22 protein-coding genes are annotated in these 19,923 nt (G+C 65.3%); 12 read left to right on the forward strand and 10 right to left on the reverse strand.

Going from position 1 to position 19,923, the window contains the following annotated elements; translation table 11 throughout:
* The first annotated feature begins 27 nt into the window (after positions 1–27).
* Together I6F09_RS26490 and I6F09_RS26495 are read left to right on the forward strand one after the other, a co-directional pair.
* Positions 28–759, forward strand: a complete 732-nt coding sequence (locus tag I6F09_RS26490) for a CpaD family pilus assembly protein (protein WP_225189432.1) — start codon at positions 28–30, stop codon at positions 757–759.
* Positions 756–2,045, forward strand: a complete 1,290-nt coding sequence (locus tag I6F09_RS26495) for an AAA family ATPase (protein WP_036003204.1) — start codon at positions 756–758, stop codon at positions 2,043–2,045. Before I6F09_RS26490 ends, I6F09_RS26495 begins: the two co-directional genes overlap by 4 nt.
* Positions 2,046–2,164: 119 nt before the next feature.
* On the opposite strand, the gene I6F09_RS26500 is transcribed toward I6F09_RS26495, so the two are convergent.
* Together I6F09_RS26500 and I6F09_RS26505 are read right to left on the reverse strand one after the other, a co-directional pair.
* Positions 2,165–2,962 (reverse strand): tetratricopeptide repeat protein, encoded by a 798-nt coding sequence (locus I6F09_RS26500; RefSeq protein ID WP_109141931.1) that lies wholly within the window; start codon positions 2,960–2,962, stop codon positions 2,165–2,167.
* 80 nt (positions 2,963–3,042) lie between these two features.
* Complete coding sequence (locus I6F09_RS26505; RefSeq protein ID WP_018644993.1) at positions 3,043–3,288, reverse strand: PilZ domain-containing protein; 246 nt, start codon at positions 3,286–3,288, stop codon at positions 3,043–3,045.
* Between the two features lie 228 nt (positions 3,289–3,516).
* Here I6F09_RS26505 and I6F09_RS26510 point away from each other — a divergent pair, with 228 nt between their 5' ends.
* From I6F09_RS26510 to I6F09_RS26530, 5 genes are all read left to right on the forward strand, one after another.
* Positions 3,517–5,055 (forward strand): YifB family Mg chelatase-like AAA ATPase, encoded by a 1,539-nt coding sequence (locus I6F09_RS26510; RefSeq protein ID WP_225157693.1) that lies wholly within the window; start codon positions 3,517–3,519, stop codon positions 5,053–5,055.
* A 108-nt stretch (positions 5,056–5,163) separates the two neighbouring features.
* A complete protein-coding gene (locus I6F09_RS26515; protein WP_036024312.1) occupies positions 5,164–5,631 on the forward strand; it encodes a hypothetical protein in 468 nt (155 codons plus the stop codon).
* A gap of 228 nt (positions 5,632–5,859) precedes the next feature.
* Positions 5,860–8,103 (forward strand): PAS domain-containing hybrid sensor histidine kinase/response regulator, encoded by a 2,244-nt coding sequence (locus I6F09_RS26520; protein WP_225189433.1) that lies wholly within the window; start codon positions 5,860–5,862, stop codon positions 8,101–8,103.
* An 85-nt stretch (positions 8,104–8,188) separates the two neighbouring features.
* The gene (locus tag I6F09_RS26525) at positions 8,189–8,818 is read left to right on the forward strand and encodes a histidine phosphatase family protein (RefSeq protein ID WP_225189434.1); all 630 of its coding nucleotides are present in this window, start codon (positions 8,189–8,191) and stop codon (positions 8,816–8,818) included.
* Between the two features lie 71 nt (positions 8,819–8,889).
* Positions 8,890–9,948 (forward strand): AI-2E family transporter, encoded by a 1,059-nt coding sequence (locus I6F09_RS26530; protein WP_225189435.1) that lies wholly within the window; start codon positions 8,890–8,892, stop codon positions 9,946–9,948.
* Between the two features lie 45 nt (positions 9,949–9,993).
* Here the strand turns inward: I6F09_RS26530 and I6F09_RS26535 are convergent, their stop codons facing one another.
* From I6F09_RS26535 to hisB, 8 genes are all read right to left on the reverse strand, one after another.
* Positions 9,994–10,233 carry a hypothetical protein gene (locus I6F09_RS26535; protein ID WP_036003274.1) on the reverse strand — a complete coding sequence of 80 codons (240 nt, stop codon included), beginning with the start codon at positions 10,231–10,233 and terminating at the stop codon, positions 9,994–9,996.
* A gap of 101 nt (positions 10,234–10,334) precedes the next feature.
* Positions 10,335–11,291: a type I pantothenate kinase gene (gene coaA, locus I6F09_RS26540; RefSeq protein ID WP_036003185.1), complete on the reverse strand. Its 957-nt coding sequence runs from the start codon at positions 11,289–11,291 to the stop codon at positions 10,335–10,337.
* Between the two features lie 36 nt (positions 11,292–11,327).
* Entirely contained in the window at positions 11,328–11,651 is a 324-nt protein-coding gene (locus I6F09_RS26545) for a phosphoribosyl-ATP diphosphatase (RefSeq protein ID WP_036044993.1), read from the reverse strand.
* Between the two features lie 97 nt (positions 11,652–11,748).
* Positions 11,749–12,522: an imidazole glycerol phosphate synthase subunit HisF gene (hisF, locus tag I6F09_RS26550; protein ID WP_018646048.1), complete on the reverse strand. Its 774-nt coding sequence runs from the start codon at positions 12,520–12,522 to the stop codon at positions 11,749–11,751.
* 3 nt (positions 12,523–12,525) lie between these two features.
* Positions 12,526–13,263, reverse strand: coding sequence for a 1-(5-phosphoribosyl)-5-[(5-phosphoribosylamino)methylideneamino]imidazole-4-carboxamide isomerase (hisA, locus tag I6F09_RS26555; protein ID WP_225189436.1), 738 nt, complete (start codon positions 13,261–13,263; stop codon positions 12,526–12,528).
* Positions 13,260–13,910 (reverse strand): imidazole glycerol phosphate synthase subunit HisH, encoded by a 651-nt coding sequence (gene hisH / locus I6F09_RS26560; protein WP_157285169.1) that lies wholly within the window; start codon positions 13,908–13,910, stop codon positions 13,260–13,262. The genes hisA and hisH overlap by 4 nt, the downstream gene beginning before the upstream one ends.
* Entirely contained in the window at positions 13,907–14,437 is a 531-nt protein-coding gene (locus tag I6F09_RS26565; protein ID WP_109141959.1) for a DUF2628 domain-containing protein, read from the reverse strand. Before I6F09_RS26565 ends, hisH begins: the two co-directional genes overlap by 4 nt.
* Before the next feature lie 64 nt (positions 14,438–14,501).
* Positions 14,502–15,095, reverse strand: coding sequence for an imidazoleglycerol-phosphate dehydratase HisB (hisB, locus tag I6F09_RS26570; RefSeq protein ID WP_036003156.1), 594 nt, complete (start codon positions 15,093–15,095; stop codon positions 14,502–14,504).
* 191 nt (positions 15,096–15,286) lie between these two features.
* Here hisB and hslV point away from each other — a divergent pair, with 191 nt between their 5' ends.
* From hslV to I6F09_RS26595, 5 genes are all read left to right on the forward strand, one after another.
* Positions 15,287–15,847 carry an ATP-dependent protease subunit HslV gene (hslV, locus tag I6F09_RS26575; RefSeq protein WP_036003154.1) on the forward strand — a complete coding sequence of 187 codons (561 nt, stop codon included), beginning with the start codon at positions 15,287–15,289 and terminating at the stop codon, positions 15,845–15,847.
* A 190-nt stretch (positions 15,848–16,037) separates the two neighbouring features.
* Positions 16,038–16,520 (forward strand): GNAT family N-acetyltransferase, encoded by a 483-nt coding sequence (locus I6F09_RS26580; protein WP_036024303.1) that lies wholly within the window; start codon positions 16,038–16,040, stop codon positions 16,518–16,520.
* Positions 16,517–17,134: a DUF2585 domain-containing protein gene (locus I6F09_RS26585; protein ID WP_225189437.1), complete on the forward strand. Its 618-nt coding sequence runs from the start codon at positions 16,517–16,519 to the stop codon at positions 17,132–17,134. The genes I6F09_RS26580 and I6F09_RS26585 overlap by 4 nt, the downstream gene beginning before the upstream one ends.
* A 49-nt stretch (positions 17,135–17,183) precedes the next feature.
* Positions 17,184–18,488: an ATP-dependent protease ATPase subunit HslU gene (gene hslU, locus I6F09_RS26590; RefSeq protein WP_036003145.1), complete on the forward strand. Its 1,305-nt coding sequence runs from the start codon at positions 17,184–17,186 to the stop codon at positions 18,486–18,488.
* A gap of 28 nt (positions 18,489–18,516) precedes the next feature.
* Positions 18,517–19,641, forward strand: coding sequence for a hypothetical protein (locus tag I6F09_RS26595; protein WP_225189438.1), 1,125 nt, complete (start codon positions 18,517–18,519; stop codon positions 19,639–19,641).
* The last annotated feature ends 282 nt before the right edge of the window (positions 19,642–19,923 follow it).

Raw genomic sequence — 19,923 nt, forward strand, 5'->3', positions numbered from 1 at the left:
CAAGGCAGGGGCAGGAGGGATCAGGGGATGACGACAACATCAGCCGATCGACGGCGCAATTTGCGGCTCACGCTGGCACTGACGGGCCTCTCCGTCATGCTCGGCGCCTGCAACACCACCGAGATCGTCACCCAGACGGTGCCGACCGATTATCGCCAGCGCCATCCGATTGCGGTGCAGGAAGGCAAGAAGTCGATCGTGATCTTCGTCGGCAATAGCAGGGGCGGCCTCTCGGCTGCGCAGCATTCGGACGTCGCGGGCATCGCGCGGGACTGGATGCGCGAAGGCACCGGCTCGGTCGCCGTCGATGTGCCGGTCGACACCGCCAATTCGCGCGCGGCCGCCGCAACCTATCAGGAGATCCGCTCGGTGCTCATGTCCGGCGGCGTGCCGTCGCGCGCCATCGTCCGGCGGCCCTATCGCCCCGATGATCCCGGGCTGCTGCCCACCATCCGCCTGAGCTATTCCAAGATCACCGCGGTCGCCGGCCCCTGCGGGCTTTGGCCCGAAGACGTCGGCCCCAACATCCTCAACCCCGGCTACACCGAGAACCGCCCCTATTTCAATCTGGGCTGCGCCAGCCAGCGCAATCTCGCCGCGATGATCGACAACCCGGCTGACCTCGAGCAACCGCGCGCCGAGACGCCCGCCTATACCGCACGGCGCGAGATCGCGTTCGATCGCTATCGCAAGGGCACGACGACGACGACCACCTATCCCGAATCCGACAAGGCCAAACTCAGCGATACCGCCAAATGACAGGCATCCACGACGAAGACGCGGACGATCCGCAGCATCCCGAGGAACACATCGCCCCGGTTCCTCGCATTTCGGTGCAAGCCTTCTGCGAGACCGAGCAGACGCTCAAGGCGGTGACCGCGGCTGGCCAGGACCGCCGGCTCGCCAAGGCCCATCTCAGCGCCAAGGATGGCGGCCTCGCCGCGGCGATCGAAGCCTATGAATCGATGCCGACGCCGAACGTGATCGTCATCGAGTCCGACGGCACGCGCGACATCCTCGAAGGACTGGACGACCTCGCCGGCGTCTGCGATCCCGGCACACGCGTGGTCGTGATCGGTAGCCCCAGCGACACCGCGCCCTATCGCGAGCTGGTGCGCCGCGGCGTCAACGACTACGTGGTCGGCCCGGTCGAAACCATCGACGTGGTCCGCTCGATCTGCAGCCTGTTCTCGGCCTCGGAAGCCATCATCACCGGCCGCGTCATCGCCGTGGTCGGCGCCAAAGGCGGCGTCGGCGCGTCCACCGTCGCGCATAATCTGGCCTGGACCATCGCCCGCGATCTCTCGCTCGATTCCGTCGTGATCGATCTCGACCTCGCCTTCGGCACCGCGGGCCTCGACTACAACCAGGATCCGGTGCAGGGCATCGCCAACGCGGTGCTGTCGCAGGACCGGCCGGACACGGCGCTGATGGAGCGCCTGCTCGCCAAATGCACCGATCGCCTCAGCCTCCTGGCGGCGCCCGCCACGCTCGACCGCGTCTACGATTTCGGTGCTGAAGCCTTCGATGCCGTGTTCGACACGCTGCGCATGACGACGCCCTGCATCGTGCTCGACGTGCCCCATCAATGGTCCGGCTGGACCCGGCGCGCGCTGGTGAACGCCGACGACATCGTGATCGTGGCCGAGCCCGATCTCGCCAATCTACGCAACACCAAGAACATGCTGAGCGTGCTGAAGGCGGCGCGACCGAACGACCGGCCGCCGCTGTACTGCCTCAACCAGGTCGGCATGCACAAGCGTGCGGAGATCGAGGTCAAGGCCTTCGCCAAGACCATGGAGAGCCAGCCGATCGCGGTGATCCCGTTCGATTCGAAACTGTTCTCGACCGCGGCCAATAACGGCCAGATGATCGCGGAGGTCTCCAGGACCCACCGCACCACCGTTCTGTTCCAGAATATGGCGAACCGCCTCGCCGGCCGCGGCGAGGTGAAGAAGCCGAAGCGCTCGCTGCTCGAGCCGCTTTTGAAGAAGCTGAAGGGCAAGTCGGGGCGCAGCTCGGCCCCGCATCGCAAGGCGTCGTAGGCGCGGCTTATTTGAGCATGATCTCCGCGCAAACGCCTTCCGCGTTTGTCGCGAGGGAAAACCGCTTCACACTTTGCGCTGACGCGGCCCTTCGGGTCCGGATCATGCTCTGGGGCGGACTACCTGTCCGCCCGCTGCTGCTTTTTCGCCAGCAGCTGCTTCAGCGCCGCGACCTTGGCCGCGGCCTGGTCCGGCGGCAGATCTGCCTTGACGAGGATTTCGGCCTCGGCCTCGCGACCCTGCAATCCCAGCACGAGCGCCAGATTGGCGCGGACCCGCGCATCGTTCTGATTGCGCTGATGGGCGCGGCCGAGCACCTGTTCGGCCTTCGATAGATTATTCTGCAGCATGTAGGACAGGCCGAGATTGGACAGCACGGTCGGCTCGTTCGGCACGATCTTCAACGCCGCAGCGTAATATTGCTGGGCTTCCTCGTTGCGGCCGAGCTGGTCGAGCACAGCGCCCTGCGCCGACAGGATGCGCCAATCGGGATCCTCGGGCGAATGCGCCCGGCCGAGGACGTCGAAGGCCTGCTGGAAATTGCCGTTGTCGGCGAGCGCGCGGCCGTAGCCGGCGAGCAGCGCCTTGTTGCCAGGACGGGCGAGCACGGCCTGCTCCAGCACTGCGACCGCCTGCGCGCGCTGGCCGCTGCCACGCAGCGCCTTGCCGTATTCGAGAGCAATGGCGGGATCGCTCGGCTTGGCGCGATAACGCTCGCGAAGTGCGTCCATCTCCGGCGTGGGGTCGGCCTTGCTGTCGGACTTGCCGTCAAACTTGGCGGCGGACTCCCGCTTGCCGCCGAGCGCACCGGTGACGTCGTCGATGCCGGCCGTCTGACAGCCGCCGAGGGCGAGGATCAGGACGGCGGAACACAGATATCCCGCCGGGGATAAGGCGAGGAACGAACGCTTGGGCATACTCTGATCACTCGGCAACTGATCAGAGATGCTTACCCATTAACGCTAAAGTCCCGTTAAGGAGGCGCGCCTGTTGAGGTTCAGTCGACGAACTCGGCGCCGAATTCGCAGCCGATGCGCCAGCGCAGGCGGCATTGGCGGGAATAATCAGGCGCGAAGATGATGGTGAATTGCGGCGGCACTTCCAGAAATTCCGCCACCACTTTCACGCCGCCATCCGAAATGTCCGTGATCGTGCAATCCCGCGGCAGCGAGCCCGCGCCAAAATGGATCTTGGCGAGGCGGCTGCACACCCGACGTTCGCTTCTCCGGCGATTTGCAAGCATTTGAACTGTTCACCCGTTAGACCACGGCCCATCCCGCAGCCCTAGGAGTAGCGGACATTCGTTGGAATGTGCTGAGGAGAGAAGGCGGCATTCGAGACGTAGTGTCTGGGCTGCGTTTACGATTGGTTAGGATTTGACCGGCCGCCAAGCGATTGTTCCCGTATTGTTCTTGCGGAAACGGCCGCGCTCTGCTACCCCTAATTGCAGCAATGGGCAGGCTGGTTCGGCATGGTTCAGCGGGTTTCTACCGTCGCCTTTGAGGGGATCGAGGCCCGCGCGGTCGACGTGCAGGTGCAGGTCGCGCCTGGCCTGCCGGCCTTTGCCATCGTCGGCTTGCCGGACAAGGCGGTGTCGGAGGCGCGCGAGCGGGTGCGCTCGGCGCTGATCGCCTCGGGGCTGGCGCTGCCGGCGCGGCGGATCATCGTCAATCTGGCCCCGGCCGACCTCCCGAAGGAGGGCAGCCATTACGACCTGCCGATTGCGCTTGGGCTGATGGCCGCGATAGGCGCCATCCCGCCCGATGCGCTGACCGGCTTCACCGTGCTCGGCGAGCTCGGCCTCGACGGCTCGATCGCGCCGGTGGCCGGCGTCCTTCCCGCCGCGATCGGCGCCAATATGCGCGAGGAAGGACTGATCTGCCCGGCGTCCTGCGGCTCCGAGGCGGCGTGGGCGAGCCCGGACATCCAGATCATTGCCGCACACTCGCTGATCCAGATCGCCAACCATTTCAAGGGCACCCAGGTGCTGTCGCGGCCGACGCCGAAGGTGCACGAGGCCGCCGCCTCGACGCTCGACCTGCGCGACATCAAGGGCCAGGAAAGCGCCAAGCGCGCGCTGGAAATCGCGGCCGCCGGCGGGCACCACCTGCTCATGATCGGCGCGCCGGGCGCGGGCAAATCGATGCTGGCCGCGCGCCTGCCCTCGATCCTGCCGCCGCTGTCGCCGAGCGAGCTGCTCGAGGTCTCCATGATCGCCTCGGTCGCCGGCGAGATCGAAGGCGGCGCGCTGACGGCGCGGCGCCCGTTCCGCTCGCCGCACCATTCCGCCAGCATGGCCGCGCTCACCGGCGGCGGCGCGCGCGCCAAGCCCGGCGAGATCTCGCTGGCACATCAGGGCGTGCTGTTCCTCGACGAATTGCCGGAGTTCGATCCGCGCGTGCTGGATTCGCTGCGCCAGCCGCTGGAGAACGGCGAGGTCGCGGTGTCGCGCGCCAATCATCGCGTCACCTACCCTGCCCGCTTCATGCTGGTCGCGGCGATGAATCCCTGCCGCTGCGGCAATGCGTTTGAGCCCGGCTATGCCTGCAAGCGCGGCCGCATCGACCGCTGCACCGGCGATTACCAGGCGCGCATCTCCGGTCCGCTGATGGACCGCATCGATCTGCGCATCGAGGTGCCGGCGGTGACGGCCGCCGACCTGATCCTGCCGCCGCCGTCGGAAGGATCGGCCGAGGTCGCCGCCCGCGTGGCGGCGGCGCGCGACATCCAGCTGGCGCGCTATGCGGATGCAGGCCTGCCCCATGTCCGCACCAATGCTGAAGCCCCCGCCTCCGTGCTGGAGGAGATCGCAAAGCCGGATGCGCAAGGCGCCAAGCTGCTGCGCGACGCCGCGGAGACCATGCGCCTGTCGGCGCGCGGCTATCACCGCGTGCTGCGGGTGGCGCGAACGCTGGCCGACCTCGACCATGCCGACAAGATCGGCCGGCTGCACCTCGCCGAAGCGCTGTCGTACCGCGCACTCGCGGAGGATGTGCGCCAGCTGGCTTGATCATTCCGCGCATCAACCCGGCGGTAACGACTTTCCTTTACGCTCTGCAAACCATAAGGCCCGACGCGTTTCGGTTGTGAGTTCCCGGGGCCTAGCGAGTAGAGCGTCATGTTGCGTTTCAAGTTCCTGGCCTCGGCTGTTCCCCTGTTGGCGGCTGCGGTGTTCGCCCGCGCCGAGATCGGATCGGTGTCGCATCCCTGCATCGCGCTGGGCGACACATCGGTCGAGCTCACCTCGCTGTTCTGGACCGCCGGCGTGCATGTCGCCTTCACCGACGATCCCGCGCAGGCGACGGTGCGGGTCCAGATCACCGAGGATGCCGACGCCGCGGATTTTGCCGTGGTCGACGACGGCCTCGGCTCCGAGCCTGACACCTGCCAGGCCAGCCCTTCGACGCGTCTCGTCTCGATCGCCGCGCAGCCGGTCGACGGCGGCCAGGTGGTCTATCTCTCCAGCGAAGGACCGGCGGATTACCGCATCTATGTGCGCTCAAAGACGTTCTCGCCGCGCGAGGCGGCGGCGCTGATCGTCGGCGCCCGCGGCGGCCATGGCCGCTTCCAGGCGGCATCGCTTTAGAGCTTTGTGTTTGAGCATGATCTCCGCGCAAACGCGTTCCGCGTTTGTCGCGAAGGAAAACCGCTGCACACTTTTCGCTAACGCGGCCCTTCGGGTCCGGATCATGCTCTGACCCGTTAACGTCTCGTCAACCCTGTTCGGAGGCGGCGCCACCGCCGCAATTTGTTCGCAAGGTCGGCGGGCCATCGTCGCACGCGGCGGCGGGGTTTCAGCCAAGGGTCGGTTGCGATGGGTCGGACGTTCCGGATCAAGGTGCGCATGCGTCGTTTCAGGCGACGGCATCCGAGGCTCGCTTTCGCGATCCGCTCCTTCATGATCTTCTCGGCGACGTTTGGCGGCGCCTATGGTTTCGTCTCCGGCAGCCGGTCCGACAATTCCGGCTACGATCCCCACACCTTTGCGATCGGCGCCAGCTTCCTGTTCGCGCTCGCCTGCCTCGGCCTTGCGACGCTGAGCATGCGTCTGCGCTTCGTCAATAAGCGGCTGCGGACGCTCGCCGCCCACAACGAAGCCTTGATCGACCGCAATTGGGAGCTGAAGGAAGCGGAAGAGCGCGCCCGCAGCCTGTTCGAGCAGCAGGGCGACCTCATCGTGCTGCGCGCTTCCGACGGCCGCATCACCTTTGCCAACGAGGCCTATTGCGCGCTCGCAGGACAGGCGCGCAGCGCGCTGGTCGGCACGCGATTCGATTTCGACGTGCTGGAGCAGGGCGACAGTGCCCGCGAGAGCAGCGGCACGCGCATCCACGACCAGAAGATCGCAACCCCGCTCGGCGCGCGCTGGATCGCCTGGCGCGAGGGCTATGTCCGCCTCGATGCCGGCCAGCCCGCCGAGTTGCAGAGCGTCGGACGCGACGTCACCGACCGCACCGAGACCGAGCGCGCATTGTCCGACGCGCGCGACCAGGCCGACGCCGCCAACCGCGCCAAGTCGCGCTTCCTGGCGATGGCCTCGCACGAGATCCGCACCCCCCTGAACGGCATCATCGGTATGGGCGGCCTGTTGCTCGACACCGATCTGACGCCGGAGCAGGCGACCTATGCCAGGGCGGTGAAGACCTCGGGCGAAGCCTTGATGGCGCTGATCGAGGAGCTGCTCGACTATTCCAAGATCGAGGCCGGCAAGCTCGACCTCGATCAACGTCCCTTCGCGCTCTCGACCCTGGTCGAAGAGATCACCGAGCTGCTCGCGCCCCGCGCGCAGGCGAAGTCGCTCGAGATCGCCGCCTATGTCGACGAGCGCCTGCCGCTCGAAGTGGTCGGCGACGCCGCGCGGTTGCGCCAGGTGCTGCTCAACCTCGCCGGCAACGCCATCAAGTTCACGAGCAGCGGCGGCGTGGCGCTGATCGTCGAGCCCGGCATCTGGCCGAACGAGATCAGCTTCCTGGTTCGCGACACCGGCATCGGCATCGCAGCCGAAGCCCAGCAGCGCATCTTCCGCGAATTCGAGCAGGCCGACGAGCGCGTCGTCCGCACCTATGGCGGCACCGGACTTGGCCTCGCCATCAGCGAGCGCATCGTCAAGCGTATGGGCGGCCGGATCACTCTCACGAGCGAGCCGGGCAAGGGCTCGACTTTCGAGGTCGCGGTGCCGCTTCCGCCGTCGCAAGGCGGCGCCGGGCAGACCGCATTTCCGAGTCCCGACCTCACCGGCAAGTCGATGCTCCTCGTCGCCGACGGCATCGAAGCCTCGCTCATCGCGCGGCGGCTCGAACGCTGGGGCGGCCAGACCTGCCTGGTTGCAGATGCGGCGGTCGCCGAAGCATTGCTGCCGGAACGCTCCTGGCACACGGTGCTGATCGATCGGGCGATCGGCCCAGCCGCGGCCGATCAGCTCGGTGAGGCCGCCCGCGCGCATGCCTTGCAGCGCCTCGTTCTGCTGACGTCGAGCTCGCGCCACGAGAAGCTGTCGCCGGCTTTCACCGGCTTTCTGGTGAAGCCGCTGCGCGCGGCCTCGCTCGCCGCACGCCTTGCCCTGACGCCGGAGGTCGCCTCGCCCGATCTCGCGCCGGAGCCGCCGCCGGCCTCCGCCGGCCCCGCACCGGCGAAAGGCCTGTCGATCCTCGTCGCCGAGGACAACGAGATCAACGCCTTGCTGATGCGCTCGCTGCTGACCAAGCTCGGCCATCGCGTCGTCATTGCCGTCCATGGCGAGGCCGCGCTGGAATCCTGGCTCGCCGCCTCATCGGCCGGCACGCCCTACGATTTCGTGCTGATGGACATCCAGATGCCGCAGCTCGACGGCATCGAGGCGACAAAGCGCATCCGCGCGCACGAGGCCGCGCTGGGCGATTCCCGGACGCCGATCCTGGCACTCACCGCCAATACGCTGTTGGAGGATCGTTATGCCTGCTTCGAGGCAGGCATGAACGGATTTCTGATCAAGCCGGTCGACCGTGAGAAGCTCGAGGAGGCGCTGGCGGGCCTTGCTGCGTCCCGGCACCAGACGGTTCCGGATCTCACGGGAACCTGATCTCGCCTGACGATCCCAATTGAAATCGAGCGCTTTGCGCGTCACGATCCCTCCGGGGGCATTTTGCAACCAAAGGATTTTGCGCATGAACGTGCTTTGCCGCCTCGCCCTGATTGTTCTCCTGGCTGGAACCTCCCGCCACGCAGCCGCCGACACACCGGACCTCATCTCGTCGCTCAAGCAGGGCGGCTACGTCCTGATCTTCCGACACACCGCGACTGACGACAGCCAGAAGGATGTCTATCCCTTCAAGTTCGACGACATGAGTGCCCAGCGTCAGCTCAGCGAGAAGGGCAGGGACGCGGCGCGCCAGATCGGGACGGCGGTCAAGGACCTCGCGATCCCCATCGGCGACGTCTACACCAGCCGCCTGAACCGCGCGGTCGAGGCCGGCAAGCTGATCTCCGGCCGTGAGGTCAAGCCGGTCGATGCCCTGACCGACAGCAGCAACGCCAGCGCATCGGGAATGGCAAACCCGACCGGCGCCAATGCCAGGGCCGGGCAGGCCGTGCGTCAGCTCGTCGATGCGCCGCCGCAAGCCGGCACCAACACCGTCCTGGTCACCCACAAGACCAACATCGCCGATGCCTTCGGCAAGGACGCCGGCAACGTCGGGGAAGGCGAGGCCTTCGTCTACAAGGCCGGCAGCTCGGGTCCCGCCACCTTCGCAGGGCGCATCACGCTTGCGGATTGGATCGCAAAGGCGGGCAGGTGAGGACCTGCCGCTCCGCCACGATGTTGTGCTACGGACATCATCTGGCGAACGAGCGAAGAGCTGGCGAACACGTGAGAACATCGGAGAACCGTTCATTCCTCATCCTGCTCGGCGCGATCTCCGTCGCGTTCGTCTGGGTGCTTTGGCCGTTCTCCGGTGCCGTGTTGTGGGCCACGCTGCTGGCCATCATCTTCGCCCCGTTCTATCGACGGATCCTGAAATCCGTGCCCGAAAAGCACAACCTTGCCGCCCTCGTCACCGTCATCGTGGTGGTCGTCATGGTCCTGATCCCCGTGGCGATCATCATCGCGTCGCTGATCGACCAGGGCGGGGAGCTGTATCAGCGCGTTCAGAGCGGGGAGATCAGCCTCTCTCATCCCCTGCAGCAGCTGAAATCCGCGCTGCCCGCCTGGGCTGTGTCGCTCGGAGACCGCCTGGCCGGCATCGATTTTTCGGCCCTGAGGGAACGCCTGTCGGGTCTGGTCGTCCCTGCCGGACAACAGCTGGCCGGGCACGCGATCAACATCGGTCAGGTGACGCTGGAGTTCGTCGCAAGCCTGCTCGTGATGCTGTACCTGCTGTTCTTCCTGCTGCGCGACGGTGACGAGCTCAATGCCCGCATTCGCGAGGCGCTCCCGCTGAGCCCGAACCATACCGCGGAAATTCTCGATGTCTTCACCCTGGCGGTTCGTGGAACGATCAAGGGGATCGTTCTCGTCGCGTTGATACAGGGAGCACTCGGCGGGCTCATCTTCTGGCTGCTCGGCCTCACCGCGCCGCTGCTGGCGGGCGCGCTGATGGCGCTGCTCTCGCTGCTGCCGGTGCTCGGCTCCGCGCTGGTCTGGGTTCCGGTTGCGCTTTACCTGCTTGTGGCAGGTTCGGTCACGAAGGGACTCATCCTGCTCGCTTTCGGCACCTTCGTGATCGGCCTTGCGGACAATTTTCTCCGCCCGATCCTGGTCGGCCAGTCGATCCAGATGCCGAGCTATATCGTGCTGCTCGCCACGCTGGGCGGCCTTGCGACGTTCGGAGCGAACGGGTTCGTGATCGGCCCGCTCGTCGCTGCAATGTTTCTGACGACGTGGCACATCTTCGTCGTCTCGAAGTCGAAACAGGGGGCCCCGAAATGATCGTCATGCCGGGCCTGGAGCGGGCGATCCGGCCGATGCGCAATCTCATGCAGCAGAGACAATAAAGCGCGGTGCAGACAGCTTGTCCGGCGTCGTCTGGCCTCCCCGGAAGACGGTATTTGCCTGCGCGGCGCGCTTGCAATGGGGGCACACGAAGAGATGCGCGATGACCGGGGTCGGCTCGTCCGTGAGCAATTCCGAGCGGAACCACTTCATCTCGACATGGCAGTCCGGGCAGACCGGAGCTTCCAACTGCTCCGCAGCGCTCCTGAGACGATCAACCATGGTGTGCCCCCGCCGTTTTCCAAGGAATAGCGGAATACCCATCGTTGGTCTGCATCAAAAGATACTCTGCGCGAATGGGCAGGGCCCGGGCACCAAGGCGATTACAGCCGCCTGAGCGCCACGCTCTCCACCGTGTGGTCGGCGCCCTTCTTGAGGATCAGCGTCGCACGGGGCCGGGTCGGCAGGATGTTGTCCTCGAGATTGGCGAGGTTGGTACGCTCCCAGATCGCGATCGCGGTCGCGGTGGCTTCCTCGTCCGACAACAGAGCATAGCGGTTGAAGTAGGATTTTGGATTGGTGAATGCGGTGTCGCGCAGCGCCAAGAAGCGCTTGATGTACCATTGCCGCAGCGCCGCCTCGTCGGCGTCGATATAGACCGAGAAATCGAAGAAGTCGGAAACCACCGGCACCGCCTTGCCGTCGCGCGGCAGCTTGCCGGTCTGCAGCACGTTGACGCCTTCGACGATCAGGATGTCGGGCTGGTCGATCTCGGCCCATTGGTTCGGCACGATGTCGTAGGTCAGATGCGAATAGACCGGCGCACGGACGTGGCGGCGGCCGGCCTTGATGTCGGAGAGGAAGTTGAGCAGCATCGGCAGATCGTAGCTCTCCGGAAAACCCTTCTTCTGCATGATGCCGTGCCGCTCGAGCACCGCATTGGGATAGAGAAATCCGTCCGTGGTGATCAGCTCGACTTTCGGCCGCGGCGACCAGCGCGCCAAGAGGGCCTGGAGCACGCGTGCCGTGGTGGATTTCCCGACCGCCACCGAGCCGGCGACGCCGATGATGTAGGGCACCTTGCGGTCCCTGATGTTGAGGAACTGGCGCTCGGCGTAATACAGCCGCTGCATGGCATCGACGTAGATCGACAACAGGCGCGACAGCGGCAGATAAATGTCTTCGACCTCCTGCAGGTCGAGGCGATCGTGCAGCGAACGCAGCCGGTCGAACTCGCCCGGCTCGAGCGTCATCGGCGTATCGTCGCGCAGTCGCGCCCATTCCTCACGCGTATAAACGCGGTAGGGATTGTACTGCTGCTCGGGTGCGCGGATATCCATGACGCCGCCTTTCCGTTGCGATCTATTCGCCCTTGCCTAGCCGCCCTTGCGCGACGCCTTCTCTTCCAGCCCCGACATCGAGGTCCGCTTGTCCAGCGCGGCCTCGACCTCTTCCAGCTTTATGCCGCGCGCCTTCAGCAGCACAAGGAAATGATAGAGCAGGTCGGCACTTTCAGCGATCAGATGCGCGCGATCGTTTTCGACTGCAGCGATTACGGTTTCGACTGCTTCCTCGCCGAACTTCTTGGCGCAATGCTCGGGGCCTTTGTCGAGCAGCTTGCGGGTATACGATGCTTCGCCGCCGGACGCTGCGCGGGCGTCGATGGTTTCGGCCAGATCATGGATCGTGAAACGCGGCATCGGACTCACTCGGAAACACGCTTGAAAGCAAGCTTGGCAACAGATTACGGCGGCCATCCCCGTCCGCCAATGTTAGCATCGTTACGAACCGGAGTCGTCAGGCATCCAGGCGCATCGGCAGCCCACGCCGCGCCATGTGCTCCTTGGCCTCACGAATGGTGAATTCCCCGAAATGGAAGATCGAAGCCGCCAGCACCGCCGTGGCGTGCCCGTCGCGGATACCGTCGACGAGATGGTCGAGATTGCCGACGCCGCCCGAGGCGATCACGGGAACGGGAACGCTGTCGGCGATCGCGCGGGTCAGCGGAATATCGAATCCCTGCCTTGTGCCGTCGCGGTCCATCGAGGTGAGCAGGATTTCGCCGGCGCCGAGCGAAACCACCTCCTGCGCGTATTCGATCGCGTCGATGCCGGTCGAGTTGCGCCCGCCATGGGTGAAGATCTCCCAGCGGTCGCCGCCCGGACGCTTGACGCGCTTGGCATCGATCGCGACCACCACGCACTGCTCGCCGAATTTTTCAGCGGCTTCCTTGACGAATTCGCGCCGCGACACCGCGGCGCTGTTGATCGACACCTTGTCGGCGCCGGCGCGCAGCAGCGTCTTGATGTCGTTGACCTCGCGCACGCCGCCGCCGACGGTGACAGGCATGAAGCAGGCTTCCGCCGTGCGCCGGACCACGTCCAGCATGATGCCGCGGTTCTCGTGGGTCGCGGTGATGTCGAGGAAGGTGAGCTCGTCGGCGCCGGCGGCGTCATAGGCGATGGCGGCTTCGACGGGATCGCCGGCATCCCTGAGATCGACGAAGTTGACGCCCTTGACGACGCGGCCGTCCTTGACGTCGAGGCAGGGGATCACGCGCACCTTGAACATGGGTCAGCTCCTGCGCGCGTCGCGGATCAAGGTGAGGGCGGCGGCGGGATCGAGCCGGCCGTCATAGAGCGCGCGCCCGGCAATCGCGCCGGCGAGCTTCTTCGCGCGCGGCGTCAGCATGGCTTTCACGTCCTCGATCGAGGCGAGGCCGCCGGAGGCGATCACGGGAATCGAAATGGCATCGGCCAGCGCGATGGTCGCCTCTAAGTTCAAGCCCTTGAGCAAGCCGTCGCGCGCGATGTCGGTGAAGATGATGGCGGCAACGCCGGCATCCTCGAAGCGCTTGGCGATCTCGAGCACCGTGACCTGCGACGTCTCGGCCCAGCCCTCGACCGCGACCTTGCCGTCGCGCGCGTCGAGCCCGACCGCGACGCGGCCGGGGAATGTCTTCGCGGCGGACTTCACCAGCTCGGGATCGCGCACCGCGGCGGTGCCGATGATGACGCGGGTAATGCCCTTGTCGAGCCAGGCTTCGACGGTCGCGAGATCGCGAATGCCGCCGCCGAGCTGGACCGGGATCTTGATCGTCTTCAGCATCGCCTCCACGGCGTCGGCATTCACCGGCTTGCCGGCGAAGGCACCGTCGAGGTCGACGACGTGGAGATATTCAAAACCCTGCTCGGCAAAGCTCTGCGCCTGCGCAGCCGGATTGAGGTTGAACACGGTCGCGCGCGCCATGTCGCCTTGCTCGAGGCGCACGCACTGGCCGTTCTTGAGGTCGATCGCGGGAAAGAGAATCACGGTTTCCATCGCAAGAAGTTCGAGATCAGGGCCAAGCCGAAACGCTGGCTCTTCTCGGGGTGGAATTGCGTGCCGATGGCGGTGTCCTTGCCGACGATCGCCGTGACGGGTCCGCCATAGTCTGCGCGCGCGAGCACGTCCGCCTCGCTGGCGGGATTGAGGTGATAGGAGTGCACGAAATAAGCGTGCTGGCCCTTCGGGCCGAGCGGCAGCTTGTCGAGCACCGGATGCTCCCTGAGCACCTCGAGCGTATTCCAGCCCATGTGCGGAATCTTCAGGCTTTCATCGCGCGGCGTGATCTTCTCGACGTCGCCGCCGATCCAGTTCAGGCCTTCGGTGACGACATGCTCCTTGCCGCGGCTCGCCATCAGCTGCATGCCGACGCAGATGCCGAAGAACGGCCGCGCCTTGACGCGCACCGCTTCGGTGATGGCCTCGACCATGCCGTTGACGGCATCGAGCCCGCGGCGGCAATCGGCGAAGGCACCGACACCCGGCAGCACCAGGCGATCGGCCTCGTAAGCCTGGTCCGGATCGCTGGTAACAAAGACCTTTTGCGGGCTCTCCAGGCTGCGCGCGGCGCGCTCGAAGGCTTTCGCGGCGGAATGCAGATTGCCGGAACCGTAATCGATGATGGCGACGCTCATCTTGACCCTCCCGGTTCTGGAAACAACCCAATGATGCCGCCGGCCGGAATCGGCGGCGGGTTCGAGAATGGCTGACCCGGCACATTGCGGGTCGGCGGCGGGCCGCCGCGATCGACGGCCCATTGATCGCCAGCGCTGCCGTTCTGCTTCTGGCTCCAGCGTTCGAAAAAGCGGCGCTCCGCAGTGTCGCTGTCATCAGCGACGACGATATCCAGCTGCCGCCACTTTCCGCGCGACAAGGTCCAGCGGCGCAGGCTCGAGGCTTCGAGGCCCATCAGCACCGCGACGATGCAATCGGCGAAGAAGATCGAGGAGCGCCCGACGCCGAGGCTCGACAGCCCCGCGTTGAACGCGGCCAGGAAGATCAGATAGCCGATCAGCGCCAGCCACAGCCGATTCCACAACAGCCAGAACGGACCGAAGATCATCGCCCAGAAATGAAAGCCGTCGCGCACGAACACGAACTTGTCGGTCGCGCGCGGGTCGGCTCCTGCGGGTGAGGGAGCGTGAACTGTGTAGACAGGCATGGTGATGCCCCGTTCTCGAAATTCAGTGATGCCGCCAGCAGCGTTCGCCGCAAGACGGAAGATGTCAGCCGCCGAGCGAGCCCTTGGTGGACGGGATTTCGCCCGCCGCCTTCGGATCGATCGCCACGGCCGCGCGGAGCGCCCGCGCCAGACCCTTGAAGCAGGACTCGGCGATATGATGGCTGTTATCGCCATATAGGGTCTCGACGTGGAGAGTCACGCCGGCGTTGATGGCAAAAGCCTGGAACCACTCGCGCACCAGCTCGGTGTCGAACTCGCCGATCTTGTGCCGGGGGAAGTCGGCCTTGAACACCAGGAACGGGCGGCCCGAGATGTCGATCACCACGCGCGTCAGCGTCTCGTCCATGGGCATGTGCACGCCGGCATAGCGGGTGATACCCGCCATGTTGCCGAGTGCCTGCTTGACCGCCTGGCCAAGCGCAATGCCGGTGTCTTCGGTGGTATGGTGATAATCAATGTGCAGGTCGCCCACCGCCTTGACCGTGAGGTCGATGCGGGAATGGCGGGCGAGAAGATCGAGCATATGGTCGAAAAAGCCGATGCCGGTCGCGATATTGGCCACGCCGGTGCCATCGAGGTTCACGGAGACCTCGATGTCGGTTTCCTTGGTCTTGCGCTTGATCGTCGCGGTGCGCATTGAAAGCTGGCTTTCATCCTAGCTAGGGAGCCGAAAACGCCAGTCTCTTAACAGCCAAATGACACCTTCGCTACTGCGGGAACGGCCGGCCGGACCTCTACTTCTGCCTATGGTGAGCGAAATTCGGCCCGGAACGGCCCGTTGTGCCCTTGGTCTCGACCGCCTAAATCAGGCCGGACAGTGAGGTATTCATGCAGGACTCCCAGAACAGCTCGCCGGGCTGGCACGGCACCACGATTCTAACGGTCCGCAAGGGCGGCAAGGTGGTGGTCGGCGGCGACGGCCAGGTCTCGATCGGCCAGACCGTGATCAAGTCCAATGCCAAGAAGGTCCGCAAGCTCGGCAAGGGCGACGTCATCGGCGGCTTTGCCGGCGCCACGGCTGACGCCTTCACGCTGTTCGAGCGGCTCGAATCCAAGCTCGAGCAATATCCGGGGCAGCTGACCCGGGCGGCGGTGGAGCTCGCCAAGGACTGGCGCACCGACCGCTATCTTCGGCGGCTGGAGGCCATGATGATCGTGGCTGACAGGGACGTCTCCCTCGTGCTGACAGGCACCGGCGACGTGCTCGAACCCGAGGCCGGCGTGATGGCGATCGGCTCCGGCGGCAATTACGCGCTGGCGGCGGCCCGGGCCCTGCTCGACACCGACAAGGACGCCGAGACCATCGTCCGCCGCTCCCTGGACATCGCCGCGGACATCTGCGTCTACACCAACCGGAATCTGACGATCGAGAGCCTGGCTACGGGGTAGGGCGGAGGGGTCATTTGTCCGAGTGCCTCTCCGCACGGTCGGTGCAACCTCTCCCGCTTGCGGGGGAGGTCGGCGCGAAGCGCCGGGTGGGGGCTCTTCCCTCTGGGGGATTGTCCCATTGCGGAAACACCCTCTCCCCAACCCTCTCCCGCAAGCGGGAGAGGGAGAGCAGCACCGCTGTGGACGCTAGATGACGCAAAGCTACGCCTTCCGTCCCATGACCGCGGCCGACATGCCGCTGATCCGGCGCTGGCTCGCCGCACCGCATGTTGCCGAATGGTGGCATGATCCGGAGACGCTTGAATTCGTCGGCGGCGACCTCGATCATCCTGACCTGGCGCAGTTCATCGTCAGCCTTGACGGCCGGCCTTCCGCCTACCTGCAGTGCTACCGGCTCGGCGATTGGCATATCAGCTTCGGCCCGCAGCCCGTGGGCACTCGCGGCCTCGATCAGTTCATCGGCGAGGCCGACATGCTCGGATGCGGCCACGGCTCCGCTTTCATCCGCGCCTTCATCGACCAGCTCTTCGCGCGCGGTGTGCCGCGCATCGTGATAGACCCGAGTCCTTCCAATGCGCGCGCGATTCGTGCCTATGAGAAAGCTGGCTTCGTGCCGCAGCACGAGATCGTCACGCCCGATGGTCCCGCACTCCTGATGATCCGAGACCCATGACGCTCGCCGCAAGCCCCGCCGCCAAGACCACATTCCCGCCGCTCGCCTGGGCCGGCATCGCGCTGTTGCTGCTGGCGCTGCAGGCCGCGATCCTGCTGGCGATGGGGCGGGTGCCGATCTGCGCCTGCGGCACCATCAAGCTGTGGCACGGCGTGGTGAACAGCTCGGAGAATTCACAGCAGATTGCAGACTGGTACACGTTCTCACACGTCCTGCACGGCTTCCTGTTCTACGGCCTGACTTGGCTTTTGTTTGCGCGGTTACCCTTGCTGCCTCTCTCCTGGCCCGCACGGCTGATCATCGCCATCCTGATCGAAGGCGCCTGGGAGATCGTCGAGAACTCGCCCTTCATCATCGAGCGCTACCGCGCCGGCACGATCTCGCTGGATTATTACGGCGACAGCATCCTCAATTCGGTCTCGGACAATCTGGCCATGATCTTGGGGTTCCTGGCCGCACGCGCGCTGCCTGTCACCACGACCGTGCTGCTCGGCATCGCCTTCGAGATCGTGCTGGCGCTCCACATTCGCGACAATCTGACGCTCAATATCCTGATGCTGATCCATCCGATCGATGCCGTGAAGCAGTGGCAATCCGGCCCGCCGATCATCTGACCCAAAATGCGGCTTGTCCTTGGCCGTCTCCCGCCCTAGCTAATCAGACATGACAGACTTCTCCCCCCGCGAAATCGTTTCCGAACTCGACCGTTTCATCGTCGGCCAGGGCGACGCCAAGCGCGCCGTCTCGATCGCGCTGCGCAACCGCTGGCGCCGGCAGCAGCTCACCGGCTCCTTGCGCGAGGAGGTGTTGCCGAAGAACATCCTGATGATCGGCCCCACCGGCGTCGGCAAGACGGAAATCGCGCGGCGGCTCGCCAAGCTCGCGAATGCGCCGTTCCTGAAGGTCGAAGCGACCAAGTTCACCGAGGTCGGCTATGTCGGCCGCGACGTCGAGCAGATCATCCGCGATCTCGTCGAGGTCGCAATCGCGCAAGTGCGCGAGCGGAAGCGCAAGGATGTGCAGGCGCGCGCCCAGCTTGCCGCCGAGGAGCGCGTGCTCGATGCGCTGGTCGGCGCCAATGCGAGCTCGGCGACGCGCGAATCCTTCCGCAAGAAGCTGCGCGCCGGCGAACTGAACGACAAGGAAATCGAGATCGAGACGCAGTCGTCGGGCGGCGGCATGCCGATGTTCGAGATCCCCGGCATGCCGGGCGCTCAGATGGGCGCGATCTCGCTCGGCGACATCTTCGGCAAGCTCGGCGGCCGCAGCAAGACGCGCCGGCTGACGGTAGAGAGCTCGCACGAGATCCTCGTCAACGAGGAATCCGACAAGCTCTTGGACACCGAGCAGCTGACGCTGGAGGCGATCAGCGCGGTCGAGAACAACGGCATCGTGTTCCTCGACGAGATCGACAAGATCTGCGCCCGCGACGGCCGCGTCGGCGGCGACGTCTCGCGCGAGGGCGTGCAGCGCGATCTCCTGCCGCTGATCGAAGGCACCACGGTCTCGACCAAGCACGGCGCGGTCAAGACCGACCACATCCTCTTCATCGCCTCCGGCGCCTTCCATGTCGCCAAGCCGTCCGACCTCTTGCCGGAATTGCAGGGCCGCCTGCCGATCCGGGTCGAATTGCAGGCGCTGACCCGCGACGACATGCGCCGCATCCTGACCGAGCCCGAGGCCTCGCTGATCAAGCAATATGTCGCCCTGATGCAGACCGAAGGCGTGACGCTCGACATCACCGACAGCGCCATCGATGCGCTGGCCGACATTGCGGTTGCCGTCAATTCAACGGTCGAGAACATCGGCGCCCGGCGGCTGCAGACCGTGATGGAGCGGGTGCTGGACGAGATCTCCTTCACCGCCCCCGACCGCAACGGCGAGACGGTCCGGCTCGATGCGGATTACGTGCAAAAGCACATCGGCGACCTCGCCAAGAATGCGGATCTGAGCCGCTTCATTTTGTGATTCGGAGCGGTCACGCTATTGATGCGGCGTGACCGTACGCATCCTGCAAAATCCCTGGCGGCTCCTGCTCGCGATCAACGCGGCGGTCATCGTCGGCGTGCTCATTCACAAGATCCAGCTGCCGCCTTACGTCCCCTACATCCATCTCCTGGTCGACTATCATTTCGGCTTCATCAAGCGCGCGCTGATCGGGGCAATCGTCGCGCTGTTCACCGACAAGGTGCCGGTATGGCCAGTGTTCGCGCTCGGCGGGGCGACGTGGCTTGCAACGCTGGGCCTCTATGCCAGGCTCTTCCAGAACACGTTCGGCTTCTCTGCGAAAACGCTGCCTCTGTTCGTCTTCATCGCGGGTTCGCCGTTCTTCCTGAAGAACTTCATGCACACGCTCGGCCATTTCGATATCTATGGCTGCGCGCTGGCGATCGTCCTGCTGCTGATGCCGGCGAGCTCGCTCGCCTTCGTGGCGACGGCTGCTTTGTTCTCGATCGTTCTCGTGCTGATCCATCACATCCATCTCTTGATGTACGTGCCGACGATCATCACCATCGTCGTGATCCGGCATTACCTTGCTTACGGTTGTGACCGCAGCAATGTTGTCTTCGGCGGGGTCGCTCTCGCCATTGTCTCCGCGCTGTTCTTCGCCGCGCAGTTTCTGGGAACGATGCCGGTCCCCGAAGCGGACTTCGTCGCCTATCTCAAAAGCCGGATGGCCGATCCTGCGCGCATCGACCTCTTGCAATTCGCCTACATCTGGTACCAGCCGCTGGCGAAGGAGGTTGCCGACACCTGGGGCCGCCTGCCGCACAACATCCTCGGCGTGCCCGTGTTCGCGCTTCTGATCTGGCTGCACGCGCCGCTGTGGCGCTTCTTTGCCAGCCTGATCGGCGCGCTCGCCAGCGATCTGCACAAGCGGCTCGTCATCGCAGCACTGGTCGGCATCAGTGTCGCCTATCTCGTGATGTTCGCGATGGTGTTCGACTATTCACGCTGGATCTCGAACTGGGCGGTCTGCATGTTCCTGATCCTGCACCCGGTGAAGATGCTGCCGGCCAAGCAGGAAGCAGCGCTGATCCCGGCGGAGGATCGTCAGACCAACATTTTCGGTTTGATCCTCACGCTGATCCCACGCGTCGGAATCATCCGACCGTTTTAGAGGTAGACCCAGCCTCAGAGAAGGTGAGCTCCCTCACCCGCTTGCGGGCAGGGCTATCGCATTTGAGATTTTCCCTGCGGCCATCCTTCGAGACGCCCGCTTGAGGCGGGCTCCTCAGGATGAGGTCGGAGTGCGCGGTGGCAGTTTCAACGGGCACTGACGCCGATTAGCCTCATCCTGAGGAGGCGCGTCAGCGCCGTCTCGAAGGACGAGCCGTGCGCGCAGACCGCCGCCACAAGTCATATGCGATTGCCCTGCGCTTGCGGGGGAGGGTTGGGGAGA

The organism is Bradyrhizobium sp. IC3195 (assembly GCF_020193585.1).
Classification (GTDB): domain Bacteria; phylum Pseudomonadota; class Alphaproteobacteria; order Rhizobiales; family Xanthobacteraceae; genus Bradyrhizobium; species Bradyrhizobium yuanmingense.